Origin of the sequence: Pseudomonas sp. NPDC087346 (genome assembly GCF_044744235.1) — a bacterium.
Taxonomy (GTDB): domain Bacteria; phylum Pseudomonadota; class Gammaproteobacteria; order Pseudomonadales; family Pseudomonadaceae; genus Aquipseudomonas.
The window spans coordinates 1-24545 of record NZ_JBIUXX010000073.1 but is presented as its reverse complement, the minus strand read 5'-3'; the positions used below and the strand labels follow the sequence as shown (position 1 = coordinate 24545).

The 24545-nt window shown below is 58.3% G+C and carries 23 protein-coding genes, 1 tRNA gene and 1 pseudogene; 6 read left to right on the top strand and 19 right to left on the bottom strand.

Annotation, left to right across the window (positions count from 1 at the left end):
• Positions 1–103: pseudogene (locus ACIOZM_RS27805) on the bottom strand (ATP-binding protein); the annotation flags it as partial.
• 552 nt (positions 104–655) lie between these two features.
• Here ACIOZM_RS27805 and gabP point away from each other — a divergent pair.
• The gene (gabP, locus tag ACIOZM_RS27800) at positions 656–2047 is read left to right on the top strand and encodes a GABA permease (RefSeq protein WP_401219917.1); all 1392 of its coding nucleotides are present in this window, start codon (positions 656–658) and stop codon (positions 2045–2047) included.
• 326 nt (positions 2048–2373) lie between these two features.
• On the opposite strand, the gene ACIOZM_RS27795 is transcribed toward gabP, so the two are convergent.
• The 4 genes from ACIOZM_RS27795 to ACIOZM_RS27780 all read right to left on the bottom strand — a co-directional run bounded on the left by ACIOZM_RS27795 (position 2374) and on the right by ACIOZM_RS27780 (position 5379).
• Positions 2374–2829, bottom strand: coding sequence for a hypothetical protein (locus ACIOZM_RS27795; RefSeq protein WP_401219914.1), 456 nt, complete (start codon positions 2827–2829; stop codon positions 2374–2376).
• Between the two features lie 6 nt (positions 2830–2835).
• A complete protein-coding gene (locus tag ACIOZM_RS27790; RefSeq protein WP_401219911.1) occupies positions 2836–3249 on the bottom strand; it encodes a hypothetical protein in 414 nt (137 codons plus the stop codon).
• Positions 3250–3278: 29 nt separating this feature from the next.
• A complete protein-coding gene (locus ACIOZM_RS27785) occupies positions 3279–4253 on the bottom strand; it encodes an alpha/beta fold hydrolase (RefSeq protein ID WP_401219908.1) in 975 nt (324 codons plus the stop codon).
• A gap of 67 nt (positions 4254–4320) precedes the next feature.
• The gene (locus ACIOZM_RS27780; protein ID WP_401219905.1) at positions 4321–5379 is read right to left on the bottom strand and encodes a YhcG family protein; all 1059 of its coding nucleotides are present in this window, start codon (positions 5377–5379) and stop codon (positions 4321–4323) included.
• A 256-nt stretch (positions 5380–5635) separates the two neighbouring features.
• Here ACIOZM_RS27780 and ACIOZM_RS27775 point away from each other — a divergent pair, with 256 nt between their 5' ends.
• A complete protein-coding gene (locus ACIOZM_RS27775) occupies positions 5636–6085 on the top strand; it encodes a carboxypeptidase regulatory-like domain-containing protein (RefSeq protein ID WP_401219903.1) in 450 nt (149 codons plus the stop codon).
• Here the strand turns inward: ACIOZM_RS27775 and ACIOZM_RS27770 are convergent.
• From ACIOZM_RS27770 to ACIOZM_RS27705, 14 genes are all read right to left on the bottom strand, one after another.
• Entirely contained in the window at positions 6082–6429 is a 348-nt protein-coding gene (locus ACIOZM_RS27770; RefSeq protein ID WP_401219900.1) for a hypothetical protein, read from the bottom strand. The two genes, ACIOZM_RS27775 and ACIOZM_RS27770, sit on opposite strands and share 4 nt — an antisense overlap.
• A 24-nt stretch (positions 6430–6453) precedes the next feature.
• The gene (locus ACIOZM_RS27765) at positions 6454–7929 is read right to left on the bottom strand and encodes a PLP-dependent aminotransferase family protein (RefSeq protein WP_401219898.1); all 1476 of its coding nucleotides are present in this window, start codon (positions 7927–7929) and stop codon (positions 6454–6456) included.
• 29 nt (positions 7930–7958) lie between these two features.
• Positions 7959–9383, bottom strand: a complete 1425-nt coding sequence (locus ACIOZM_RS27760) for a transporter (RefSeq protein ID WP_401219896.1) — start codon at positions 9381–9383, stop codon at positions 7959–7961.
• A 17-nt stretch (positions 9384–9400) separates the two neighbouring features.
• Positions 9401–10015, bottom strand: a complete 615-nt coding sequence (locus tag ACIOZM_RS27755; RefSeq protein ID WP_401219894.1) for a glutathione S-transferase family protein — start codon at positions 10013–10015, stop codon at positions 9401–9403.
• Positions 10012–11799 (bottom strand): FAD/NAD(P)-binding protein, encoded by a 1788-nt coding sequence (locus ACIOZM_RS27750; RefSeq protein ID WP_401219892.1) that lies wholly within the window; start codon positions 11797–11799, stop codon positions 10012–10014. The genes ACIOZM_RS27755 and ACIOZM_RS27750 overlap by 4 nt, the downstream gene beginning before the upstream one ends.
• Positions 11793–12824, bottom strand: a complete 1032-nt coding sequence (gene sbnB / locus ACIOZM_RS27745; protein ID WP_401219889.1) for a 2,3-diaminopropionate biosynthesis protein SbnB — start codon at positions 12822–12824, stop codon at positions 11793–11795. The genes ACIOZM_RS27750 and sbnB overlap by 7 nt, the downstream gene beginning before the upstream one ends.
• 6 nt (positions 12825–12830) lie before the next feature.
• On the bottom strand, positions 12831–13805 hold the full coding sequence (gene sbnA / locus ACIOZM_RS27740; protein WP_401219887.1) for a 2,3-diaminopropionate biosynthesis protein SbnA: 975 nt from the start codon (positions 13803–13805) through the stop codon (positions 12831–12833).
• Between the two features lie 442 nt (positions 13806–14247).
• Positions 14248–15039 (bottom strand): TSUP family transporter, encoded by a 792-nt coding sequence (locus ACIOZM_RS27735; RefSeq protein WP_401219884.1) that lies wholly within the window; start codon positions 15037–15039, stop codon positions 14248–14250.
• 67 nt (positions 15040–15106) lie between these two features.
• Positions 15107–16186 (bottom strand): hypothetical protein, encoded by a 1080-nt coding sequence (locus tag ACIOZM_RS27730; RefSeq protein ID WP_401219882.1) that lies wholly within the window; start codon positions 16184–16186, stop codon positions 15107–15109.
• Positions 16187–16514: 328 nt separating this feature from the next.
• Positions 16515–16590 (bottom strand) — tRNA-Phe (locus ACIOZM_RS27725).
• Positions 16591–16693: 103 nt separating this feature from the next.
• Positions 16694–16966: an oxidative damage protection protein gene (locus tag ACIOZM_RS27720; RefSeq protein ID WP_401219879.1), complete on the bottom strand. Its 273-nt coding sequence runs from the start codon at positions 16964–16966 to the stop codon at positions 16694–16696.
• A complete protein-coding gene (gene mutY / locus ACIOZM_RS27715; RefSeq protein ID WP_401219876.1) occupies positions 16963–18030 on the bottom strand; it encodes an A/G-specific adenine glycosylase in 1068 nt (355 codons plus the stop codon). The genes ACIOZM_RS27720 and mutY overlap by 4 nt, the downstream gene beginning before the upstream one ends.
• Positions 18027–20252, bottom strand: a complete 2226-nt coding sequence (locus ACIOZM_RS27710; RefSeq protein ID WP_401219873.1) for an AsmA family protein — start codon at positions 20250–20252, stop codon at positions 18027–18029. The genes mutY and ACIOZM_RS27710 overlap by 4 nt, the downstream gene beginning before the upstream one ends.
• 78 nt (positions 20253–20330) lie before the next feature.
• On the bottom strand, positions 20331–20735 hold the full coding sequence (locus ACIOZM_RS27705) for an acetyl-CoA sensor PanZ family protein (RefSeq protein WP_401219871.1): 405 nt from the start codon (positions 20733–20735) through the stop codon (positions 20331–20333).
• Between the two features lie 319 nt (positions 20736–21054).
• Here ACIOZM_RS27705 and ACIOZM_RS27700 point away from each other — a divergent pair, with 319 nt between their 5' ends.
• From ACIOZM_RS27700 to ACIOZM_RS27685, 4 genes are all read left to right on the top strand, one after another.
• Complete coding sequence (locus ACIOZM_RS27700; protein WP_401219869.1) at positions 21055–22719, top strand: OFA family MFS transporter; 1665 nt, start codon at positions 21055–21057, stop codon at positions 22717–22719.
• Positions 22720–22981: 262 nt separating this feature from the next.
• On the top strand, positions 22982–23575 hold the full coding sequence (hisB, locus tag ACIOZM_RS27695; RefSeq protein WP_003218037.1) for an imidazoleglycerol-phosphate dehydratase HisB: 594 nt from the start codon (positions 22982–22984) through the stop codon (positions 23573–23575).
• Complete coding sequence (hisH, locus tag ACIOZM_RS27690) at positions 23575–24213, top strand: imidazole glycerol phosphate synthase subunit HisH (protein ID WP_401219866.1); 639 nt, start codon at positions 23575–23577, stop codon at positions 24211–24213. Before hisB ends, hisH begins: the two co-directional genes overlap by 1 nt.
• The gene (locus ACIOZM_RS27685) at positions 24214–24474 is read left to right on the top strand and encodes a DUF2164 domain-containing protein (protein ID WP_401219864.1); all 261 of its coding nucleotides are present in this window, start codon (positions 24214–24216) and stop codon (positions 24472–24474) included.
• Positions 24475–24545: the final 71 nt, after the last annotated feature.

The following is a 24545-nucleotide window of genomic DNA, read 5'->3' as shown; positions in this document are numbered from 1 at the left end:
CATCGCCGTCGCGTGCGCTCAGCGAGATGCCTTTGAGCACCTCTAGCTGTCCGTAGCGTTTGTGCAAGTTTCGGTTGTCCAGCGCGGGCGTGGCCTCAGCCATGTGCGTTCCTCATATATGTTGCGCTCCTGCTGTTGGCTGGCCTTCCTGGCGAGGCGGCCAAGCTAGCATAGCGTTTCAATGGCAGCCAACAGCGCTGCGGGCGGTTAACGGGTGGCGTGTGGCAGGTTGTCGCATCGGCACAGCAGACTGTCGCCCCATCAACAACCGAACGGGTGTTTGAGTGTGGATTCCCGTGGGTGTTGCGTAAAAAAGGGCGCGATGTTGCCAGCTTTGGCGGGGTGTTGGAAGCGCTAACCGACCCAACGTACCTGAATCGCACTTTTATTGTGCATCCCACACTTTTTCAGTGTGTTTCTGGTGCGCTGATTCGTTTGAAAAGTGAGTCGCAGGGTAACGCTCTGGCGAATAGCCATTAATTCCAAGGACTTGCGATGACTGTCCGGTCGCGCGCAAAGCCGCGGCCCTGAACAAGTTGAAACATTTTGGCGCAATTATTGCGTGCAGAATCTGGAACGCCCTGTTGGTTTCTTTTTACGAGAAGGAAAACCAGACAGGCCGGACGTAATCGCTTTCCTCGCAAAGGTAGTTCCGATGAGCAGTACCCAAAGCTCCAATGGCCTCGAACAGGGGCTCAAACCGCGTCATGTGACCATGCTGTCGATCGCCGGTGTTATCGGCGCAGGTCTGTTCGTTGGCTCCGGCCATGCAATTGCTGCCGCAGGCCCGGCCGTGCTGTTGGCCTACGCCGCCGCCGGTACGCTGGTGGTGCTGGTGATGCGCATGCTCGGTGAGATGGCTGTCGCCTCGCCAGACACCGGTTCGTTCTCGACTTACGCCGACCGTGCCATCGGGCATTGGGCTGGTTTCACCATCGGCTGGTTGTACTGGTGGTTCTGGGTATTGGTGATTCCACTGGAAGCCAACGCCGCCGCGACCATTCTCCATGCGTGGTTCCCGGGTGTGGGCATTTGGGCATTCGCACTGATCATCACCATGTTGCTGACAGTGACCAACTTGTTCAGCGTGAAAAATTACGGTGAATTCGAATTCTGGTTCGCCTTGATCAAAGTGCTGGCGATCATCGGCTTCATCGGGCTCGGTATCGCGGCAATCTTCGGCTTCCTGCCGAACAGTCAAGTCAGCGGTGTTTCGCACCTGTTCGACAGCGGCGGCTTCCTGCCAAACGGCATGGGCGCAGTGTTGGGCGCGATCCTGACCACGATGTTCTCGTTCATGGGTACCGAGATCGTGACCATCGCGGCCGCCGAATCGAAGAACCCGGGCAAGCAAATCTCCAAGGCCACCAACTCGGTGATCTGGCGGATCGGCTTGTTCTACCTCGTATCGATCTTCATCGTTGTGGCGCTGGTGCCATGGAACGATCCTACGCTGGCCAACCTCGGTTCCTACCAGACCGTGCTGGACCGCATGGGCATCCCTAACGCGAAAATGATTGTCGATATCGTGGTTCTGGTCGCCGTGACCAGCTGCCTGAACTCGGCCCTCTACACCTCTTCGCGCATGCTGTTCTCGCTGGGCAAACGCGGCGACGCACCGGCCATGTCGACGCGCACCAACAAAAGCGGCACGCCTTACTGGGCGGTAATGCTGTCCACCGGCGCTGCGTTCCTGTGCACATTCGCCAACTACGTGGCCCCGGCTGCGGTGTTCGAATTCCTGCTGGCCAGCTCCGGCGCCATCGCCCTGCTGGTGTATCTGGTGATCGCCTTCTCGCAACTGCGCATGCGTAAACAACGCATGGCACGCGGCGAGAAAATCGTCTTCAGCATGTGGCTGTTCCCGGGCCTGACCTACGCGGTGATCGCCTTCATCATCGCCGCCCTGACCATCATGCTGTTCCAGGAAGCCCATCGCGTGGAAATCCTCGCGACCGGCCTGCTGAGCCTGCTAGTAGTCGCTGCCGGTTTACTGGTGGCACGCCGCCGCAAGCTGGAAAAACGTGGTGCGGTGGTGCTGAACTGATCCGTAACGCGTAATGTAAAAACGGCCGCTGTCAGTGATGACAAGCGGCCGTTTTTGTTTTTACTAGCGGTGACAGAATAATTGCCTGCTTCAGATCCAGAATCAGCTTTGCTCTCGCAGTAGCATAAAGTCTGAGCTGCATTGTTCTTCGCCGAACCATTCATCCCAAGTTGTTTCCTTGAGAGCGGTAGCAGGACCGCTTTCGAGGATTGAAGCCTGTACTGCGGCTGCCGGCTGTTCCTTGTTATCGCAAGGCTCGATCAGACAAGTTGTCTTCCTCACCTGACCTCCTTTTCTTAGCCATGCGTGAGCGCCAAGCGCAAAAGTTACTCGGCTTTTGGTTCGCTATCTTCTTCCAGCGACTTCCCGTAAGTATCCAGCGCAACCCCGAAGTCGGTGATGAACTGCGGCTCGCTTAGCCAGGCCTGGGCGGCTTCGATATCCATGCCGTCGGCCCACATGCGGTAGTCGATCAGCATGTCGGCGGCCAGGTGGGTGGCGGCCATGCCTTCGTTATCGGCGTTTTCCATGTCCAGCAGTTCAGGATGGTCAACGATGATGAACGCCAGTTCCCGCAGCAGCGTCAGCAGCATTTCGTTGCGGCTGACGGCTTCGGCGTCGCGCATTTTGCTGAACATCGCCAGGGTGTATTCCGGGATCGGCTCGGCCAGGTGGCCGAGGTCGTCGTCCTGATCCAGCGGCTTACGACCGACCATGCGGATTTGTTTGGCTTTGGCCTTGGCGCGTTTGGCGCGTTTCTGTTGCTTGTTCAGGGATGCCATGGGAACTCAGTTCTTCTGTTGGGTTTGTGCGGCGATCGCGTCGGACGCGGCCACATAGTCGGCCTGGAAGGCCGCGGATTCGATCCAGGCGAGTGCGCCGGCTTCGTCGGTTTCTTTCGACCACTGGCGGTACTCGATCAGCGCGGCGAGGATGAAGTCCATTGCGCCTTCTTCGCCTTCCTGCTCGTAGACCAGTTCCAGCAGCGGATCTTCGAGGAATGCCATGCACAGGGCTTGCTGGCTGATCTTCTCGGCGTCGATCATTTTCTTGAACAGTTCGGTCAGGTCCACCGATTCGAAGTCGATGCGATCATCGTTCGGGTCCAGCTCGACCGGGGCCTCGGCACGCTTGGTGCGGTTCTGCTTGGCCTTGGCTTTGGCGCGGGTGGCGCGTTTTTGCTGCTTGTTGGCGGAGGCCATGGTGTTGTTCCGTCGTGCGTGAAATGGGCTCAACTGCGCGGCACTTGCCGCCCGGGTGTGTCGGGGGCCAGTTCGCCGGTTTGCAGCCAGGTCAGAGCGATGGGCCATAGTGTGGCTTGGTATGCGCTACGAAAAAAGGCGAAATGTCCGACTTGTTGTTCGCCGATGTCCTGCGGCTCGATGCGCAGGTGGGTTTTCGCCGCGTTGCTGAAGTAGTCGAGCAGACGTTCGATGGCCGGAATCGTACCGTAAGGGTCATCGCTGATGCTGATCGCCAGGGTCTGTGCGTGGACGTTGGCGAAGGGCAGTCGAGCGTCTCGATTGTGGAGCGAGCGACCGCTTGGGCGCTGCTCGTAGCGTGCCGCAGGCGTGCTCCAGTCACGCACTACGCCGGCTGGCGTATCTTCCAGCCAGCCGAGGCGCTTGCCGGGAAAGTAACCACAGATCAGCGTCACCAGCGGCATCAGCAGATGCCATTTGCCGAACATGCGCCAGCGATGCTCAGGCGCATAGTCACGCCAGTAGGCGAACTGCGCGCCGACCGTCACCAGCCGACGAATGACCTGTCCGGATTCCCCCAGCCCCGCCGCGCAACCGCCAAAACTATGCCCGACTACATCAATCGGCTGACCGGGAAACTCCCGTTGCGCCCGTTTGAGCATCGCTTCGAAATCCCGCACGCCCCAATCCGTCCAGGAGGCGTTCAGCGCCTTCATCGAGCCAGGACGGGATTCACCGATGCCGCGGTAGTCATAAATGATCACGTCAAAGCCGTTGGCGAACAGGTAGGCGGCGAAACGCGAATAATGACGGCAACGCACCGACGTCGCGGCGTTGATGATCACCACTGCACGTTGCGTATCGGGCAGGGCATGACGCCAGGTGAAACCGCCAAGGGCAAAGCCATCGGCTGCGAGTTCCTGGAAGGGTTCGTCCTGCGTTGCTGATGCCGTTGATGGTTTTAGTTGAATGCCTTCCAGTGCGGGCGTGTCCTGAAAACTCATGGCTCTCGACCTTCGCGGTTAGCTGCCAACGATAGTCCCAGCGCCGCTCGGGAACAATGCGCAGTTGTTATTCAGTGGATTGAGTGAGCATGCGTTCTTCGATCAAGGCCTGCTCTCGATTGAGTTCTGCGCGAAGCTCTTCCTCACTCGGCAGGATCGTCTTGTAACTGCTGGCGAACAGTTGCTCATTGCCCTTGAGCATCGAGTAACGGGCAACCGAATCGTTGCTTTCGGCGCACAGAATAATGCCGACCGTTGGCTTGTCGCCCTCACTGCGCTTGAGTTCATCGTACATGCGTACATACATGTCCATTTGCCCGACATCGCGGGCGCTGAGCCGGCCGCGTTTTAGATCAATGATCACGAAGCACTTGAGCAGGTAGTTGTAGAACACCAGATCGATGTACAGATCATCGTCATCGCTACTGATCCGTTGCTGGCGAGCGACAAAGGAAAAGCCTTTGCCGAGTTCAAGGAGAAAACCTTGCAAGTGATCGATCAAGGCTTGCTCAAGTCCACTTTCCTTGACCTTGCCTGCTGAAGGCAGTCCGAGAAATTCGAGCATGACGGGGTCGCGAATGAACTCACGCGGACTGCATTTCATGGCTTCGATGTTGGTCGTTGCTTCCTCGATCACGCCGGCCTTGTCGCGACTCATGAGCAGTCGCTCGTAATAGAGCGTATTGATCTGCCGATCAAGGGCGCGACTTGACCAGTTCAGCGTCGCGGTTTCGTCCATGTACCACTGACGAGCCTTTTCGCTTTGTACCCGTAACAGCCTGCGATAGTGGGTCCAGCTCAATTCGAGACGCAGTGCGTCTCGAATTGGAAATGTCTGAAAAAACAGGCGCATTTTTCGCAAATTGGTCTCATCAAAGCCCTTTCCGAACTGCCCGGTCAGTTCTTTCGCCAGCGTGGCCAGTAATTGTTTGCCATACCCCGCACGCTGGGCTCCCTGCTGTTCGAACTCGACAATATGCCGACCAATCTCCCAGCAAGTCTGGACTTGAATCGTATCGACCGCGCGCAGCACTTGTTGCCGTGCCTGGCGTATGAGCACGCCGAGGTTGCCCAGCAGCGAATCGATTTTCGGGTCTTGTTTATCGACAGAATCTAACTGGCTCATCGGTATTCCATGACAGGGGAAACGGAACACAGAGCATGCCAATAGATCATCGTGCTGGATGTCGGGTGTTACGGGTTATGTAGCAGGAAGACGGGATTGCTTTTGCAGGAAGTTGCCCGTGAATCGAGCGATGAATGCCGAGGTCTGTAGTCCATTTCGTACGCCGTCCAAGTTCCAATCATTCTAAAACCCGAGGCCAAAGCAAAAATCCAAAGAGAGTAACGATTGGGTTTTGCCAAACCCGGGAGTCGCCATCATGAAAACCACCCATTCACTCATGCTGTCTGTAACCGCCGTGTGTCTGCTGATGTGCCCTGTGATGTTGCAGGCCGCCAGCCTTGAACCGATTGACAGCGCCGGCGTGCAGGTCCAGCAGCAACAGCAAAACGGCATCAACTATCTGTCCGGCGGAATCGGCCTGGATGAGTCGAAAGCCATTCAGCAAACCACCGGTTACAACCTGCACATGACCTTCTCTGTCGGTACGGGCAACGAATACATCCCCGACGTCGATGTGGTCATCAGCAAAGCTCCGGGCCAGACCGTGTTTAATCTGAGTCAGTCCGGCCCGCTGGTTTACGTGCAATTGCCGCCCGGCAAGTACACCGTAACCGCCACCCGCGATGGCGTGACACGCCACGATACCGCCGACATCGGCAGCGGTGCCGCACGCAATCTGGTGTTCCACTGGAACGACAACAGCTAGCGCTTATTGGCTTTGCGTTTGGGGCTGGTCGCAGGTCTGCCGATTCGGGTCATCCGATGCCACATCAAGCCTGCGGCCAGTAGCGCTGATGCGAAGAAACCTTCCCAGACAATATGAAACCAGTACATGCGCGGCTGGCCGGCAAGGGTGTAGACCTTGGCCGGTCCGCCACGGGTGGCGGTGGTGATCGAGTCGTGGATCAGCCCGTCGATCACCGAGTAACTCAGCAGTGCACCGGTAAAGATCAGGAACACGCTGATCATGATCGTCAGTCCCCTCGATAGCAGACTTTCCTGAGGCGCTGGCGGATGGGGCAGGCGGACGCGGGTTCTTTTCTGATTCATGTGCTGTGCAAGGTCCTTACGCGGTCAGCAAGCCGCGAACTCTGCACTTTGCGCAGACGGCGTGAGCGTATCCGTAGATTTGCCAGCAAGGTGCGCGCACTCGGCAATCACTTTCAGAATCGCTATGACATCGGCAGACAAAGTCATCCCCAGGCAGATTCTCACTCCTGTGGTCGCATACCCATCGGCGAAAAAGATCCCGGTACCGGCCACGTGACAACCGCGTTCGATGGCGAGGCTTTCCAGCGACGTCATGTCGGTGTGCAACGGCAATTCGATCCAGTGGATGAAGCCACCGCGTGGCGGAACATAAACCGTTCCGACGGGGAAATCTGCCCTGACCAGCGCTTCAAAATAGCCGCCAATCGAGTCCAGTTGCGTCCTCAGCCGATTGCAGTGCTCGTCCATATAGCCGCGCCCAATAAACTCATTGAGCACATTTTGCGCAAGGCTGGAAACCGCCAGATTGCGCGAGAACATCTGCGCCAGAATCGCGTCCCGATACTTGCCGGCAACACACCAGCCAACGCGATAACCCGGCGCGACGGTTTTCGAGAAGGACGAACAGTAGATCGTCTGCCCGCTGGTGTCGTAGCTCTTGATAGCGCGTGGGCGTTCATCCTCCGGTACCAGATCGAAGAAGATATCGTCCTCGATAATCGGCACGTCAGCCTCGCGAGCGACCTGTGAAAGCCGGGCGCGAGTGGCATCGGGCATGATGAAACCGCGAGGGTTCTGCAGGGTTGGATTGAGAAAGATCACCGAGACCTTTTTCAGTTTCAACGCCTCTTCCAGGTGATCGACATCGATGCCATGTTCGCCATGGGTACGAATCGGCAGGGCGCGCATACCGAGGCGCTCGATGGTCTGCAAAATCCCGTAGTAGGTGGGGGTCTCGATGGCGACGGTGGCGCCTTTCGCTGCGACGGCTTCGAGTGCCAGCTCGAGAGCGATGGTGTCGCCCGACGTCACGAGGATATCGTCCGGCCCGCAGACCACGCCACGCGCCAGCATCAGCCCGGCAATTCGTCGGCGCAGTGCCGGCAAGCCCGGAGGCGCTACCAGCCCGGTCAACGAGTTGTCAGCTTTGCTGGCCAGCACTGCGAGGCACTTGTTCAAGAGAACGTGTGGGGTGAGCTCGCTGTGCAGGACGGCGGAATTGAGCGATGCCGTCGTGCGCGAGGCCGCTTGGGAGAGCATCGTGACCACGGCATGATTGACGTTGACGGTGACACTGGAGAAATCAAAACCGCTGGCGGGTTTTGCTTGTCCCGATGCAGAAACGAAATAGCCGACACGGGGGATGGTCGAGACATAGGCATCGGCCTCCAGATCAGCCAGGGCGCGCTGAACGGTGGTGATGCTGGTGTTGAACATGCGGCTCAGAGAACGAATAGAGGGCAGCTTCGATCCGGCTGCCCACTCTCCACTTTCAATCTGGCGAATTATCCAGTCCTTGACGATTCGCCAGCGCTTATCGGGAATATCAAACCTGTCCATAAGTTCTCTGTGTCATTCCTGGTAACAATTCAGAGAAAGTAAAGTAAAACGACCCCCGTTGCAGCAACAATGACGATGTTGAGGAAAACCAGGCCAAAGGCGAATCGAATCAGGCCGTGTTCTTCCTGACGGTTGGCACCCGCCAGCCCGGTGATCAGCGACAGGATCGATAACGATCCCAGCGCACCATGCCCGGCAGCGCTGTTGACCATCGCGGCAAGCCACGCGCCGTGTTCAGAGGTCAGCGCTGCGATGGATGGCATGACGAGGGTGTTGCCGCCCACGTTAGACCCAGTGACATAACCAGCAATGCCCGCCAGCAAGGCAATGGTCGGCGCCAGGGAAATCCCCGACAGCGATTGCAGCGTGTGCTGCGCCTCAACCAGAAAACCTGCCTTGACCATGACCTGCGAAAGCAGCAGGAACAGGAAAATCGTCGTCACCGGAAATTTGGCCCGTTTGAATAACGAGGCCCAGGGAAATCCTGCGGTCGCGCCTTGCTTGACCGACATCAGCAAAGTGACGATCAGTAGAGCCAATCCCGGGGATGCCAGCGGTTTCCAAGAAACATGCTCGCCTTTGATAACCCACAGTCCGTCCCAGCCCGACAGAACAAATATGCCGCGTGATGCGACGATAACGCCCAGCAACGCCAGATACGGCCACGCCGCACTCGGCCAGCGCACCAGTTTTTTGCGCTGTGCATAGGAGATCCCCAGACCTACGCAGGCAACCGCCAGGCCGGCCAGCACACCCGAGACTTCAGGCCCGATCCACAGGTTGATGGAAAACAGCACGGCAACGAATAGCGCAGTGACCAACAGCAGTCCGAGCCAAGGGGTGACGGTGCGAATGCCTGCCTGCCACATGGCGATGGCGGCCAGACAGAGGAATACCGGCGCACTGATCAGCGCCGAATGGCTGCCGAGTGTTTCTGCGGGTATGTGCGCCAGCAGCGAGCCAATCACGGTCGCCAGGCCGAGGGTTCCCCAAGGCATGATGACCATGCCGGCCAAAGCGATTTTCATCCCGGCCTGACGGCTGAACAGTCCCATCAACAACGGTACGGTGGCGATCAGCGAAACACCGAAACCGGTCATCGCCTCAAGCAGCGGCGCCAGGCCCAGAACGATGAAAATCACCTGCGCCGGCGGTGTCCAGCCGAGTTCCTTGACCCAGGCGCCGATGGCCTGAGGCGCGCCACCGCGCTCCACCAGAATGACGAAGGCCAGTCCCGGCACAATCACGCAGGCAGTGCTGAGAAACAGGATCGCCGTGTCGTGAAAGATCGCCGAGGTGATTGCAGTGGTCAGCGCGCCAGCAGCGCCCGCAGTCCACAACAGAAACACCAGCGCAACGCCCGCCAGCGCTGCTTGTACCGGAGGTCTGCGCATGACCAGAATCAGCGCGATCACCAGACCGATGGGTGACATTTGCAACAAGAGCGCAGCCATACAATGTTTTCCTTAACTTAGTCGTGAGTCTGTCCGCTGTACTCGGTAGCCCGCATTGACGGGCGCTCACAAAAACTTCGGTACCACTCGGTCAGGCGTGGATGTGAAGAGAAGTCCGACAGCTCGCGAAAGGCGATCCAGTCCAGCGCGGTCGCCAAGGCAATGTGGCCGATGGTGATCGGACCATTGAGGTCGATGTGCTCTTCAATGAAGCGATAGGCCTCCTTGAGTTTGTAAGCCTGCCCCTCGGCGTAGGCCGGATAGCGCAACGCCTCCGGGCGCCGCTCGACTTCCCAGCGCAGTTTGATGCCGACATCGCACATGCCTTGCGCCAGAGCTTGCAGGCGCAGCGCCTTGTAGCGCTCAGGGCCGTTTGGCGGGATGAGTTTCAGCCCGTCACTCAGGTCGTCGAGGTATTCACAAATCACAATGGAATCGAACAGACCGGTGTCGTCGGGCAGGATCAGCACCGGCACCTTGCCCAGCGGGTTGGCCTTGTAGATGGTTGCGTTCGGCGACGTCGGGCTGGTTTCGTGATGGATCACTTCGAGGCTCGAGGCGATCCCGAGTTCGTGAGCGAGTACCAGTACCTTGCGGGCGTAAGGCGAATGCGTCTGGTAGAAAAGTTTCATGCTGGAGTCCCTGTTTCGAGGATCGCTGCGGCTGCCCGGTGTGCATCCATGAACAGGCGCGAAGGCGCGCCTGCCGAGGTGACGTAGTGGTTGTAGTAGCAGGAACCCTCGGCGAGCGGCCCCAATACCCAGATGTTGCGCACCGGTTCACCGAGGCGCGATTTGGGGTGGCACGCAGCGTCGACGTCGATGCCGTCGATGCCCGGCTCATCGGTTCGTGGGCGAATCAGGCCCAGACGCTCCAGGTCGCGCACCGGGGCGCAGTCGCTGTTGGTCACGCCGCTGCCTTGCACGTAACCGGCGACGCGGCGGAAGTTGTTCGTTGCGGGGAGCGTGCCGGGCTTGAGGAACGTCAGCAGTCCGGCGTCACACAGTGCCAGAAGGTCGGCGTGGCGTTCTTTCTGCGGGCCGGCGACGAGCCGGTTGATCGCCTTGTGCCAACGGCCGTAGAACTGACGATGTGAATCCTCGGTCAGGCCATCGAAGTCCACGGCTTCACGCAGTCGGTCACGCAGGTCGCGCCAGACTTCGATTGCGGCTTTGATTGCCGATTCGGCGCGCCCGAGCCGTGCTTCGTGCAGGTCAGCCTCGATCGCGTGGTAAATCCACGAGTGGTAGTTATGCGTGTTCACGCTGTCGGGCAGTGCGTGCCAGATCAGCGATTCCGGATTGATCGAGCCACATGCCAGTTCGTACTCCGCCAGCAAGGCCTCGCAAGCGACGATGCCGGACTCCGCCTCGAGGCTGACGTTGCGCAGGTGCTCGAGAATCTCTCGATGGCGCTGCGGGATCGATTGCGAGTGCAGCACGGCAACCGCAGCCGCACGCATTTCAAGGAGCATCAGCGGCAGGATGTCCTGTTCGAAATCCAGCTGCCGATTAGCTGCTGTTGCTCGCAAAGTCTTGATGTAAGCGCTGGTCAGAAGCACGGCCTGATGCCGGGGAAACTCGGTCAGGCCATTTGGCCGGGTGCGAAAAGGCAGACCGTCACGCGACTGAATGAAGATGACCGGCTCACGGCCGGAAGGCTGGTACAGGTGACTGGCGTCTGCCATTCGCTTGTAGTGCCCGCCTCGTCCTGAGGTCAGTGCCGCCAGCGTATCCATGGCGCCGAGTCCCAGGCCTTCGATCAACACGGTTTCACCGGGCAGGATGGTGTCCAGGCTGCCAGGCAGCGGATAGATGTCCTCGACCCGGGCAGCATCGGCAGAGCGCACTCGGCCGGTGTGGCCGACGGTCAGGATCAGACGATCCACCGTCACCGGCGCATCGGCGAGCATTTTCAGAATGAACTGCTGCCCGTCGCTGGTTTCGACAGCCGTGACTTGCTGGTTGTGCAGGCGCACGGTCACCCATTGCGGCGCCGTCTCCAGTATTTGCGTGAACGCTTCAGCCAGATAAGAACCGAGCAGGTGTCGCGGCAGAAAATCATGCGGCGCAACGTCTCGCCCGTTTGGAGCCAGCAACCCGCTGTCGGGGTCGACCTTGATGTTTTTGGCGTGACACCAGGCGAGGAAATCCGGGCCCGCTCGTTCTCGCGCATCCAGATCGCCGAAGGCTGCCGTGTCAGGGAAAACCCCGAGTTGTCCGGCAACGGTATTGAGCAGCAGGTAATCCGGTTGATCGGGCCAGTGCACGCCACTGCCGTGCACGTTCGGATCCAAGATATCGATGACCAGCGGTTGCTCCGGGCGATCTTCGCTGAGGCTCAGCAGGCGCTCGAAAATCGACAGCCCGCGAGACCCGCAACCCACCAGGCCGATGTGCAGAGGAGCAATCACCATCTGCGCTCCTCCCCGAAGAAATTCGGAACGGCAATCGCCGAACCGGCCTTGACCGCGATGTCGTGGATCATCCGGCCAATCGCCAGATCGAGGATGCCCATGCCGAACGGCGAGTAGATCAGTGGCTTGTCTCTGGTGACCTGAATGTCGCCACGAATCAGCGCCGCCACCGTGCCAGTCACGAAATCGCGATGGCCAAACTTCTGCTCCGCCAGATGCGGCGAAGTGTTGGCTTTCAGGCAGTGGGTCACGTCATCGAAGTAGTTGTAGCTTTCGGCGATGATTTCTTCGCCAATGTCCCGCAGCGAGATATTCAGGACGATCTGCCCGGGACGGAAAGTCCCGCTGCCATTTACGTAAGGCGTGCCGGCACTGGTCGCAAACACCACGATGTCGGCGGTCAGTGCGTCTTCGAGCGCGACCGCTTTCACGTCAGGCAGGCCGAGCTGTTCACCGAATGCCGTCAGCGCCTGAGCCGACTCAGCATTCAGGTCGTGGATGCCGACACTTTCAAACGACCAGCCGTGCGCAACGAAGGTTTCGAGGATATTCCGCGAAATCACCCCACCGCCGACAATCGACAGGCGTGGTGCGCTTTTCTTTTGATCATTCAGCCATAGCGCCCCGAGCACCGCAGAGGCGGCGGTGCGCACGGCGCTGATCAGCGCGCCTTCCAGCAGTGCGTAGGGATATCCAGTGTGCGGGTCGTTAAGGATCAGCACGGCGGAGGCGCGTGGAATACCCGATTTGATGTTGTCGGGATAACTGGCGATCCACTTGATCCCGGAGACGGATTGATCGCCCTCGCTGTCGACGATGGCTGCCGGCAGGGCAATGATCCGATTCGCCGGCTCGGCCGGGAAGCGCAGGAAATAGCTGTCGGGATTGACCGTTTCGCCACGCTCGTGGGTCAGGTAAGTCTGTGCAACGACTTCAATGGCGTCCTGCCGAAGATCGTTGAGGATGTCCTTGATGACAACGCCGGGGATGACGTGAAACGGTTGAATCGATGCTGGATTGGTCATTGCAGATTACGCCGAAAGTAACAGAGCCATTTCTGGGAAGAGTGGTTGCAACGCGGTTGCACCAAAACGCTGGGTGACCCAGTCGTCGGAATAGATCGTTTCGAGGTAGCGCTCACCCATGTCTGGCGAGATCGCCACCACGACATCGTCGGGGCGGATGTGGTGAGCCCACTGCTGAATCCCGGCGAGCACGGTTCCGGTAGAGCCACCGAACAGCAGCCCGTAGCGCTGAGCCAGCCAGCGACAGACCTTGATCGTGTGTTCTTCAGGAATGCTCAGGAAATCGTGGATGCCGGACGGCTCGAAGATTTCCGGACGGCGGCTGGTGCCCAGCCCCGGAATATGTCGAGGGCCGCCAGTCAAACCGAACGTGACCGAGCCGACGGTATCGACCGCGATGACTTTGGTTTGCGGGTGATGATCGGCGAAGTAGTTCTTGCAGCCCATCAACGTGCCGGTGGTGCCGGCACCGACAAACAGGTAGTCGACCTTCGGAAACTTGTGGGCAATCGCTTTGGCAGTCGCTTGATAGTGCGCCAGCGGGTTGGTCGGGTTCTTGTATTGATTGAGCCAGATGTAGTCAGGGTTCTGCGCGACCAGTTGCTCGATCAGACGAATGCGCGAGTTGAGGAAACCGCCGTTTTCATCACGCTGATCAACCATCAGCATTTCCGCACCGAGCGCTTGCATCAGCTTTCGATTGGGTGCCGAGATGTTTGGATCGATCACACAGACAAACTTGTAGCCCTTGGCCGCGCAGACCATCGCCAGTGCTACACCGAGGTTGCCGGATGACGACTCGATCAAGCGCGTGCTTTTGTGAATCAGCCCGCGGCTTTCCAGGTCGGTGATGATCGCGTGCGCGGTTTTGAGCTTTATCGATCCGGCAGGATTCAATCCTTCGATTTTCAGTTGGATCTTTGCGCTGCAAAGATCGCCAATCTGAACATAACTATCTTCATTGATAAGTTGTTTGATCATACGTCGTCCGTTTCGTCTCTTTTGCCGGGCGCACTCAGGCGCCAGCATTCATCCTGGAGTGTTTGAAAAGCAGTAATTGCAGTTCGCCTGTTTGGTTTTTAGATTTTTTAGCTGGACAGGAAGTGACCTTGCGGTGGACGCCGATCTATTCAAAAAATCAGGAATTTCGCGCTGACGGCTTCAGAGATCCGAAGCATTGACGCGGAGCGCAGTAGAGCCAGGCAGCAGCTCGCTAGGGCTGTAGAAATACTGGCGATTTTTCCTGCGCGGGGAGAGATACAGATTTTGGGTATTTTCCAGTACACCTGGATTTGAGGGTGCGGGAAGAGGCTGGACGGCTGGGGAGGGGAGCTGGAGGTTTGGCGGTTAACAAATCGCAGGCATAAAAAACCCCTGAATCTCGCGATTCAGGGTTTTCAGTATCTGGCTGGAATTTTGATGCTCAAGACAAAGCCAATGTCTGCAGGATCGCAATGCGTAAAGGATTGGTTTCCACACTCAGCAACTTGATCGCCAATGCGCAGCAGACCACGATCAACATCGGCTTTATCAACCGTGGTCCGACCCTGACAGCCGCTCGTGCGCCTAATTGAGCGCCGACGAACGCCGCCAAAGCCATGGCGATGGCTACCGGCCAGATAATCACGCCCTTGGTGATGAAGACCGCTAGTGAGCCAAGGTTGCATGATGCGTTGGCCAGTTTGGTGAAGCTCATGGCCCGCATCATGCCCAAACCGCAGAGCAGAACGAATCCGACGAGGAAGAACGATCCCACCCCCGGACCAAATACGCCGTCGTAAAAGCCCAGGATCGGCGCAACGGTGAACGAAAAAAGCAGTATGCCGATTCGCTTGCGGCGGCCTTCATTGGCAAGTTTTGGAGACAGCGCAAAATAGACCGCGACCAGAATCAGCATGATAGGTACGCAGACTTCCATGTAGCGCTTATCTATAGAACTGACCAGCAGCGCTCCGCTGGCACCACCAATAAATCCGCAGATAACCAGGAAGCGGCCCTCACGCCACTCGATCAGTCCTTTGCGAGCAAAGGTGACAGTTGCTGAAATAGTTGCCGAGGCGGCCTGGAACTTGTTCGTTGCAATGGCACTGATCGGATCTACACCCGCAAGAAACAAGGCCGGCAAGGTAATTAACCCGCCACCACCGGCAATCGCATCAAAAAAACCGGCGCAAAAAGCGACGAGCGCCAGCATGCCAATGATGTCCCAAGACATTGAAATTCCTTTTCTGGTGATTGGCCAATTACATGGCGAATTGATCGGCAGCCTGAACGCTTGTGACTCAGCCTTGCAGCAGTAACGGGTCATCCGAAAGAACAATGGATGAGGAAAATTTTGAAATTCCGAAAATGCGAACGAGGACTCGTCGATTGTCCTGGATGACATCGCGGCAGTGCAAAGCGCGGATGTTGTTAATGACCATGGCCGATTCCTGAGTCAACGCGTAGGCGAACGGAGTGGCTTTTTCCAGACTTCGGCAAAGGGCGGTATAAGCGGTTTTTACAATCGGCGAGACGTTGCTATCGACTGAAAAACGGTACGAGTTAAACCGTGCTGCGAACCCCACCTTGTCGTCGAATTGCAGAATCGAAACGTGCCGGCCATCTTCCCCTTTGCCGCTGACAAAGGAGTCACTTCGAGTGAACTGGAAGTTATCCGTGGTTAAGGCGAGGCAATTGGCGACGCCAATTTTTTCGAGTATGGGAGGTAGCGGAAAGACCCGTGTAGGTTCAAGAGTCGGATTCCACAAGGCTGAAAGTATCAGCGACGATGGGGAGGGCGAACGCCCGCCTTTCGCGTTGACCGCACACCAGTAAGGCGCCTCGGTATGCGGCCCAAGAGCCAGGCCGGAGTGGGAACTCAGTTCTTTGAGATCAGGCTCGGCATTTATTTTGTTGAGCCCGCCACCCTTGAAGTTGGCGACCAGTCTGACCAGTTTCCCCTCGTTGTCCATGTCATAGGCAAAAGCCTCGTTATCCACCAGTTTCAACAGGATCTGATTACGTGCAGCCAGGCAAAGCACATCGTGACGATTTTCCAGCATCGCCAGTTCTGGCAGTTGATTCGGGGGGCTGGAGTCGGTGATCTTTTGCAGCCGTTCAAAAATCAACGCGCAAAATAGTCCATCGGAGTAGGCATCCAGCAATTCGCGTTGATGCTTCGAAAACGAGAGTCCTAATTCAGTGGCGGCCCTACAGGCTTTGGATTTGGCTCCGGGTGCTTGCGGCCCGCCCATGTTTGCCAGTTCTTCGGCGAGCTTGTGAAGCAATATTGACTGTTGAGTTTCAAACTCGAACGTTCTGATTTCCTGTTCGATACAAACCCCGGTGGCTTCGACACTGGTTTTGAAGGCATCAATCACTGGTTACATCCCTGTTGTGGATCGGCTCCGAGTCATGCGGTAGCCCTGTGTCCGATTCTGCCCAATCCACTGGTCGGCGTATGTCATCCCTTTCTGCTAAAGCGTAAGGAGCGATCCCAGAGGTGTGACAGACTTTTGCGGAGACGATAACCAGCGCTTGTAGGATCTTTGACCTAGAGGCCGTCAGGCGTTACTGGCAATTGTTGGGGGGCGAAGAGAGAGGGGAAGGGAGGGAGGTTTTTCGGTGCTTCGCTGGTACGAAACAGCGCCTGGTTAAATCGCAGGCATAAAAAAACCCTGAATCTTGCGATTCAGGGTTTTCGGTATTTGGTGCCCAGAGACGGAATCGAACCGCCGACACGGGGATTTTCAATCCCCTGCTCTACCGACTGAGCTATCTGGGCAACGGGGCGCATTAAAAGGGTTTTTCGGATTTACGTCAACGACTTTTTTAAAATTTCTTAAATTAATTCCGTCGCTTACGATCCGACCCCCGATTTCTCGGGATTATTCCGCTGGCGGAACGTAGCCTTCAGCCTGGGCGTATTCCTCGCCGGAGAAGTACTTGTCCATTTCGCCCTGCAGAAATTTACGGTCTTCGCCGTTCATCATGTTCAGGCGTTTTTCGTTGATCAGCAGGGTCTGGTGCTTTTGCCAGTCTGCCCAGGCCTTGGCCGAGATGTGTTCGAAGATGTCCTGGCCTTTAGGGCCTGGGTATGGAGCGCGCTCCAGGCCTTCGAGTTGTTCTTTGTACTTGCGGCACATTACGGTGCGGGTCATGGCGATACTCCTGCATTCAATACGGCGGCCGCGCGTTCGAGCAAGGTCTTGACCGGGGCGGCGAGGCCCAGGCGCGGCGGGGTGGCGAGGTTATACCAGAGCCAGTCGGCCTCGGCCACGTGGTGGCTGGCCTCCTGTACCTGAACCAGCCAGGGTTCGATGGACAACTGAAAATGGCTGAAGGTGTGGACGAGGGTCGGCAGCGCCTGTTGCTCGCCCATCGCCAGCGAGTGCTGATCGGCGAGATGTTGCAGGTCGTCGAGGTCGTCGAGTTCCGGCAGGCTCCACAAACCACCCCACAGGCCGCTGGACGGGCGGCGATAAAGCAAGATCGCGCCGTCGCCGTTGGCCAGCATCGGCATCAGCGTGCGTTTCTGCGGGATGGCTTTGCGCGGCTTGGGGATCGGGTAACGCGTCTCCAGTCCGAGCATGTGCGCTTCGCAGCCCTTTTCCAGCGGACACAGCAGGCAACTCGGCTTGCTGCGCGTACACAGCGTAGCGCCCAGATCCATCATTGCCTGGGTGTAGGCGTTGACTCGGTCATGCGGCGTAAAGCGCTCTGCGTTGGCCCATAGCTGTTTAGCGACCTTCGGTTCGCCGGGGTAGCCCTCTTGCGCGGTAAAGCGCGCCAGCACGCGTTTGACGTTGCCGTCGAGGATCGGCGCACGCAGGCCCATGCTGATGCTCGCGATGGCGCCAGCGGTGGACAGGCCGATGCCCGGCAGATCAACCAGTTTTTCCACATCATGCGGAAACTCGCCGCCGTACTGGCTGACGACAATCTTCGCGGTCTTCTGCAAATTGCGCGCTCGGGTGTAGTAACCCAGCCCCGTCCACAGGTGCAGCACTTCGTCTTCCGGTGCCTCGGCCAGCGCTTCGACCGTCGGCAGCGCGGCCATGAACCGGTCGAAATAGTTGAGCACGGTGCTGACCTGAGTCTGCTGCAACATGATTTCCGAGACCCACACCCGATATGGGTTGATGCCCTGCTGCCAGGGCAGATCGTGGCGGCCATGGCGGTCGAACCATTCCAGCACCGCCGTTGAAAACTGCTCAGCTCTCATCGTTTGAACAGACCTTTCAATGCGTTTTTCAATTCCGGGCTGACCTTGTCGCCGAGTTTCTCGTCGATTTTTTCACTGAGTTTGTCGCCAGCCAGTTTGGTTGCGACCTGGCCCATGCGTTCGTTGTCCAGACGGCAAGCCTTGGCGCCCAGTTCCAGCGGGCCACGGCAGCGCAATGGCCACTCGATGCCGACGAACTTATCGCCGACCTGACAGGCCGGGTCCGGCATGGCGCCGGTGTCGCCTTCGACGATGATGCCGACGCGGTAATCCATGCCCAGTACTTTCAGGTCGATGTCGCCGTCACCGTTCACCGTCATGCCCGGGATACGCACTTTCAGGTCCGGGTTGCTGGCCACGCCGTTGCGGAAGGTCAGGTTGCCCTTGAGTTCCTGGAACGGCGTGTCCTTGCCTCGCGGCTCGCCGCTGAGGGTTTTGCGGTTGAGGGTGGCGATGCCTTTGCACAGTTGCTGCTCAAGGTTGGCGTTGAGCAACACGCCGTTGTTGATCACGAAACTGGCGTTACCGTTGAGGGTGTCGATCAGCGCCTGTTGGCTGTTGCCGCTGCCGGTGACATTGCTGGTGAGTGTCACCAGACCTTTGACCGGCGGGTTCTTGCCTTGGCTTTCGAGGATTTTTTCCACCGGCACCCGGTTGATCTTCGTTTGCAGATTCAGCACTGGCGCGCTCGGGCGTACATCCAGCGTGCCTTTGGCTTCGAAACCGCCGTTGTACAGTTCGCCGCTCAGGTTGCTCAGGGTCAGCAGGCCGCCCTGGCCGGTGGCCTTGAGTGCGGCGTTCTGGATCGGCAGCTTGTCGAGGGTCAACTGGCCGAACGTCAGGTCAGCGTCGACATCGAGTTTCGCCAGGCGCTCGACCGGCAACAGGCGCTCGGTGCTCCAGGCACTTTTACTCGGTTTGTCCGGCAGCGGCGTACTGCCAGCGCCGGCCATGGCATCGGCTTCGGTGCTGGCGACTTCGGCCTGACGCGCTTGTGTGGCGTTGGCGTTCTGCGCGGATTTCGGCGGCAGGTAGCGGTCGACGTTGAAAGTGTCAGCCTTGAGGATCGCGCGCAGCGATTGCTTGGCGAAGTCTTCCACGGCGATGCGGCCACTGAAGCTGCTGTCGTCGAGTTTCAGGTTGATGTTGTCCAGCGCCAGGCTGCTCGGCGTGGCCGAAATGCGGCTGACCAGTTCGACTTTGCTCAGGCTGCCTTCGGCCATCGCCGGCAGTTTCTGACCGATGCTGTCGACGAACTTCGCCAGATCGAACTGCGCGATGGAAATCCCGCCGCTGATCTGTGGCGTCTTGTCGAGGTCGTTGGCCTTCAACTCACCGAGGGCGCGCAACTGGTTGGCGGAGATCTTGATCCCGGTCCATTCGGCGACGTTCGCTGCCTTGTCCAGCGCTATCTGGCCTTGGGCGGAGAAGGTCATGGTCTTGCCTTGCAGCGGGTCGCCGGTCAATTCACCGGACAGCTTCATGTCTTCGAACTTGTAGCGTTGCAGGGCGCGTTCAATGCGCAGTTCGCCGGTCAGTTCGGTGCGAACCCGCAACACAGGCTGATTGGTGCTGAGGAACGCAGTGGCTTTCAGTGGAATATTGGTCGAATCGTGTATCGCACCGCTGCTCAGCTGGATGCTTTCGGCGCTGAACTGCTTGCCGGTCTTCTCGTCGTTGTATTCAACGCGGGCGTTGTTTACGGTCAGGCTGTCGATGTCGAGGCGGATTGGCTGCGGCGGTTTCTCCGGCTGCGGGGTGGCCTCTGCAACAGGTTCGCTGGCAGGCGGCGTGCTGCCAGCCGGAGCGGCAGGTGTCGGCAACTTGCCGATGTCTTCCCAGTTGCCGTGACCGTCCTTGTCGCGATTGAGGCGAAGATTCAGACCTTCGACGCGCACGTCGCTCATCTGCACTTCACGGCGCAGCAGCGGCAGCACGCGCACGGACAGGCCGAGCATCTGCAGATCGGCGAACGGTTCGTCAGGCTTGATCAGCGTCGCAACGCTGGCCTCGTGCAGTTCGAGGCCGAGCCAGGGGAACAGGCTCCAGCCAATATCGCCATTGAGCGTCAGCTCGATGTGGGCCTTGTCGCGGGCTATCTGGCGGATCTCGTCTTTGTAGTCGTTGGGATCGAAGAGGTGGGTCAGGGCGAAGCCCGCCGCCACAATGATCAGCAACAGCCCGAGGAGTACCAGACCCAGGATTTTGCCGAACGCTTTCATGGGCGAGTCCTTGTAGTTAGTCGAATTCGTAATTTAGCCGGGGAGTATAGCGCTGCATCTGCCCGGTTCGGTGTGGGTTCATGTTGCCACTATGTCCAGCGCCACATTCAATTTGGCGGCCAGCGCTTGTGCCTCAAGGTGCCCGGCAGGCGCTTGCAGGCGTAGTTCGGCACCCGCTTGCGACGCCATTTTTTGCGCTTGGTTCACCAGGCGCTCGGCAACACCACGGCGTCGGGTAACTTTTCGTACACACAAATGTGACAAGTACCAAACGCTGCCGTGCCTTTGCAAACGCCCTGCGCCGAGCAGGCGGTCGTTGAAACGTCCGGTAATCAATGAGTCATCGGCCAGCGCGTTTTCGATCAGATCCGACTCCCCGGCAAAGGGCGCGAACAGCCATTCGGGCGCATCGCGATAGATTTTCTGCAAATCCTGCTGATCCTGATAACTGGCGTCTTCAAGCGTTTGAACAATAACCGGCATGGCGATACCCGTGAGAAATGCTTTATGCAGGAGCTGCGGAACGCTGCGATCTTTTGATCTTTCTTGAAAAAAACAAAATCAAAAGATCGCAGCGTTCCGCAGCTCCTACACATCAGGAGATCAGATGACATGAAAAAGGTGATGTCAGTTTGGTTTTTCTGTCACGTGCAAATGGTAACCTTCGCCGGTTCGTCCGTCCTTCTGCGACTTAACGTCGCGCCTTCAAGGAGCTTCACCCACAAAAACGGTCATGCCTGCGTGCATAAGGCCGAGGGTGAACAGTGGCTGGCGAACCATACTAATAATTGGGGGATACACAATGAGCACGAGCATCACGGCGGACGGCCTCAAAGCCGACCAGCCCGCGTTCCTGTCCAAGGAACGCATCATCGCCAAGCCCGGTTTCAACCGCTGGCTGGTACCACCGGCCGCATTGGCCATCCACTTGTGCATCGGCATGGCCTACGGTTTCTCGGTGTTCTGGTTGCCGTTGTCGAAGGCGCTGGGCGTCACCGCACCGGTAGCTTGCGCGCCGGACATGAGCTTCATCGCACAGGTCTTCTCCTCGCAATGTGACTGGCCGATCTCGATGCTCGGCTGGATCTACACCCTGTTCTTCATCTTCCTCGGCTGCTCGGCAGCGATCTGGGGCGGCTGGCTGGAACACGCAGGCCCGCGCAAGGCCGGTGTGGTTTCCGCACTGTGCTGGTGTGGCGGTCTGCTGATCTCGGCGCTGGGTATCTATACCCACCAGATCTGGTTGATGTGGATCGGTTCGGGCGTGATCGGCGGTATCGGTCTGGGCCTGGGCTACATTTCGCCGGTCTCGACCCTGATCAAGTGGTTCCCGGACAAGCGCGGCATGGCCACCGGTATGGCGATCATGGGCTTCGGTGGCGGCGCGATGGTCGGTGCACCACTGGCCGCAGCGTTGATGGGTCACTTCGCTTCGCCGACCAGCGTCGGCGTGTGGCAGAGCTTCCTGGTGATGGCTGCGATCTACTTCGTGTTCATGATCGGCGGCGCGCTGTCGTACCGCGTTCCGCCAACCGGCTGGAAACCTGAAGGCTGGACCGCTCCGGCGAAAAAAGCGTCGAACTCGATGATCACCCATCGTCACGTCCATGTGAACGTGGCGTGGAAAACCCCGCAATTCCGTCTGGTGTGGCTGGTGTTGTGCCTGAACGTGTCGGCCGGTATCGGCATCCTCGGCATGGCCTCGCCACTGTTGCAGGAAGTATTCGGCGGCAAATTGATCGGTGTGGATCTGCCGTTCGGTCAACTGGACGCCGGGCAACTGGCTTCGATTGCTGCGATTGCTGCCGGTTTCACGGGTCTGCTGAGCCTGTTCAACATCGGTGGCCGATTCTTCTGGGCATCGTTCTCGGACTATCTGGGCCGCAAAAACACTTACTTCGTGTTCTTTGCACTGGGTTTTGCGTTGTACGCGCTGATCCCGAACCTCGGGCATCTGGGTAACGTTGCGCTGTTCGTGGCGGCGTTCTGCATCATCCTGTCGATGTACGGCGGCGGTTTTGCCACCGTTCCGGCCTATCTGGCCGACCTGTTCGGTACGCAAATGGTCGGCGCGATCCACGGTCGTCTGCTGACGGCGTGGGCGGCGGCGGGCGTGCTGGGTCCGGTGTTGGTGAACTACCTGCGTGAATATCAGTTGAGCATCGGCGTTGAACGCGCTGCCGCTTACGACATCACCTTGTACATCCTCGCAGGCCTGCTGGTGCTGGGCTTCCTGTGCAACATGCTGGTGCGTCCGGTGGCCGACAAGTACTTCATGACTGACGCTGAACTGGCTGCCGAACAGGCGCTGGGCCACGACAAGGGTGCTGACGCGAGCACCGTTCTGGAGTGGAAAGCCGCGCCGGGCAGCAAGCCGCTGGCAATCGCTGCATGGCTGGTGGTGGGCATTCCGTTGGCGTGGGGCGTTTGGGTAACCCTGCAGAAAACGGCGGTACTGTTTCACTAAGCTAAATGCAGTGCCTATGTAGGAGTGAGCCTGCTCGCGATATCGGTCTGACAGTCGACAGAAATGTTGAATGTCAGGCCCTTATCGCGAGCAGGCTCACTCCTACAGTTGTTTTGGGTGGCTGAAATGGCTTGTATGGACATGTCTACCCGCGACAGCCGGGGGTTCTATCCGTCAGCCATATCACGTCTCGTGTTTCTGTTTCCCGCCCGCGCCCCTATAATGGCTGCCTTTTTCGCCCAATGATTTTGCGGAGCTGGTGATGGCCGAACGTAAGGCGTCAGTCGAGCGCGATACTCTGGAAACCCAGATTAAAGCCTCGATCAATCTTGATGGCACCGGAAAGGCCCGATTCGATATCGGTGTTCCTTTTCTTGAGCACATGCTGGACCAGATCGCCCGTCACGGGCTGATCGACCTGGATATTGTCAGCAAGGGCGACCTGCATATCGACGACCACCACACCGTGGAAGACGTCGGTATCACCCTCGGCCAGGCGTTTGCCAAAGCCATCGGCGACAAGAAAGGCATCCGTCGCTACGGCCACGCCTACGTGCCGCTCGATGAAGCGCTGTCGCGCGTGGTGATCGACTTCTCCGGTCGTCCGGGCCTGCAAATGCACGTGCCTTACACCCGCGCCACCGTTGGCGGCTTCGACGTTGACCTGTTCCAGGAATTCTTCCAGGGCTTCGTCAACCACGCACTCGTCAGCCTGCACATCGACAACCTGCGCGGCACCAACACCCACCACCAGATCGAAACCGTGTTCAAGGCTTTCGGCCGCGCACTGCGCATGGCTGTTGAGCTTGATGACCGCATGGCCGGTCAGATGCCATCGACCAAAGGCGTTCTGTAATGCAGACGGTTGCGGTAATCGATTACGGCATGGGCAACCTGCACTCGGTGGCCAAGGCCCTCGAGCACGTCGGTGCCGGCAAAGTGCTGATCACCAGCGATGCCGCGGTGATCCGTGAAGCCGACCGGGTGGTTTTCCCTGGCGTTGGCGCGATTCGCGACTGCATGGCGGAGATTCGTCGCCTGGGTTTCGACTCGCTGGTGCGTGAAGTCAGCCAGGATCGGCCCTTTCTCGGTATCTGCGTCGGCATGCAAGCCTTGCTCGACAGCAGTGAAGAGAACGACGGCGTCGACTGCATCGGCCTGTTCCCGGGCGCGGTGAAGTTCTTCGGCAAAGACCTGCATGAAGACGGCGAACACTTGAAGGTCCCGCACATGGGCTGGAACGAAGTGAAGCAGTCGGTGGATCACCCGCTGTGGCACAACATTCCAGACCTGGCGCGTTTCTACTTCGTGCACAGCTACTACATTGCCGCCGGTAACCCACGGCAGGTGGTGGGCGGCGGTCATTACGGTGTCGATTTCGCTGCTGCGCTGGCTGAAGGCTCGCGTTTCGCCGTGCAGTTCCACCCGGAGAAGAGCCATACCCATGGCCTGCAATTGCTGCAGAACTTCGCCGCGTGGGACGGTCGCTGGTAAATGGCCGCCAAGAAGACCAAACCGCCGATTCTGACCCTTACTCCCGAGCAGGAGAGCGAGGCTAATCGCAAGATTCAGCGGTTCATGGAAGATCGTTTCGAACTGGACCTGGGTTCGTTCGAAGCGGCGGAAATTCTTGAGCTGTTTACCCGTGAAATTGCTCCGCACTATTACAACAGGGCGATTTTCGATGCGCAGACCCACCTCAAAGAGCGGTTTGAAAGCATCGAAAGCGACCTGTGGGCGCTCGAGAAACACTGATTTCCGAGCCAAGCTGAACATTCAAATTTGAAGGTTTGCCAGATGCTGATTATTCCCGCTATCGATCTTAA

Coding starts and splice junctions, on each gene's coding strand:
- mutY (WP_401219876.1), bottom strand. CDS start 18,030: ATGAGAGCTGAGCAGTTTTCAACGGCGGTGCTGGAATGGTTCGACCGC.
- hisH (WP_401219866.1), top strand. CDS start 23,575: ATGCAGACGGTTGCGGTAATCGATTACGGCATGGGCAACCTGCACTCG.
- ACIOZM_RS27735 (WP_401219884.1), bottom strand. CDS start 15,039: ATGTCTTGGGACATCATTGGCATGCTGGCGCTCGTCGCTTTTTGCGCC.
- ACIOZM_RS27755 (WP_401219894.1), bottom strand. CDS start 10,015: ATGAAACTTTTCTACCAGACGCATTCGCCTTACGCCCGCAAGGTACTG.
- ACIOZM_RS27750 (WP_401219892.1), bottom strand. CDS start 11,799: ATGGTGATTGCTCCTCTGCACATCGGCCTGGTGGGTTGCGGGTCTCGC.
- ACIOZM_RS27785 (WP_401219908.1), bottom strand. CDS start 4,253: ATGAGTTTTCAGGACACGCCCGCACTGGAAGGCATTCAACTAAAACCA.
- sbnA (WP_401219887.1), bottom strand. CDS start 13,805: ATGATCAAACAACTTATCAATGAAGATAGTTATGTTCAGATTGGCGAT.
- ACIOZM_RS27775 (WP_401219903.1), top strand. CDS start 5,636: ATGAAAACCACCCATTCACTCATGCTGTCTGTAACCGCCGTGTGTCTG.
- ACIOZM_RS27710 (WP_401219873.1), bottom strand. CDS start 20,252: ATGAAAGCGTTCGGCAAAATCCTGGGTCTGGTACTCCTCGGGCTGTTG.
- ACIOZM_RS27765 (WP_401219898.1), bottom strand. CDS start 7,929: ATGGACAGGTTTGATATTCCCGATAAGCGCTGGCGAATCGTCAAGGAC.
- sbnB (WP_401219889.1), bottom strand. CDS start 12,824: ATGACCAATCCAGCATCGATTCAACCGTTTCACGTCATCCCCGGCGTT.
- ACIOZM_RS27700 (WP_401219869.1), top strand. CDS start 21,055: ATGAGCACGAGCATCACGGCGGACGGCCTCAAAGCCGACCAGCCCGCG.
- ACIOZM_RS27720 (WP_401219879.1), bottom strand. CDS start 16,966: ATGACCCGCACCGTAATGTGCCGCAAGTACAAAGAACAACTCGAAGGC.
- ACIOZM_RS27790 (WP_401219911.1), bottom strand. CDS start 3,249: ATGGCCTCCGCCAACAAGCAGCAAAAACGCGCCACCCGCGCCAAAGCC.
- hisB (WP_003218037.1), top strand. CDS start 22,982: ATGGCCGAACGTAAGGCGTCAGTCGAGCGCGATACTCTGGAAACCCAG.
- ACIOZM_RS27705 (WP_401219871.1), bottom strand. CDS start 20,735: ATGCCGGTTATTGTTCAAACGCTTGAAGACGCCAGTTATCAGGATCAG.
- ACIOZM_RS27770 (WP_401219900.1), bottom strand. CDS start 6,429: ATGAATCAGAAAAGAACCCGCGTCCGCCTGCCCCATCCGCCAGCGCCT.
- gabP (WP_401219917.1), top strand. CDS start 656: ATGAGCAGTACCCAAAGCTCCAATGGCCTCGAACAGGGGCTCAAACCG.
- ACIOZM_RS27760 (WP_401219896.1), bottom strand. CDS start 9,383: ATGGCTGCGCTCTTGTTGCAAATGTCACCCATCGGTCTGGTGATCGCG.
- ACIOZM_RS27685 (WP_401219864.1), top strand. CDS start 24,214: ATGGCCGCCAAGAAGACCAAACCGCCGATTCTGACCCTTACTCCCGAG.
- ACIOZM_RS27795 (WP_401219914.1), bottom strand. CDS start 2,829: ATGGCATCCCTGAACAAGCAACAGAAACGCGCCAAACGCGCCAAGGCC.
- ACIOZM_RS27780 (WP_401219905.1), bottom strand. CDS start 5,379: ATGAGCCAGTTAGATTCTGTCGATAAACAAGACCCGAAAATCGATTCG.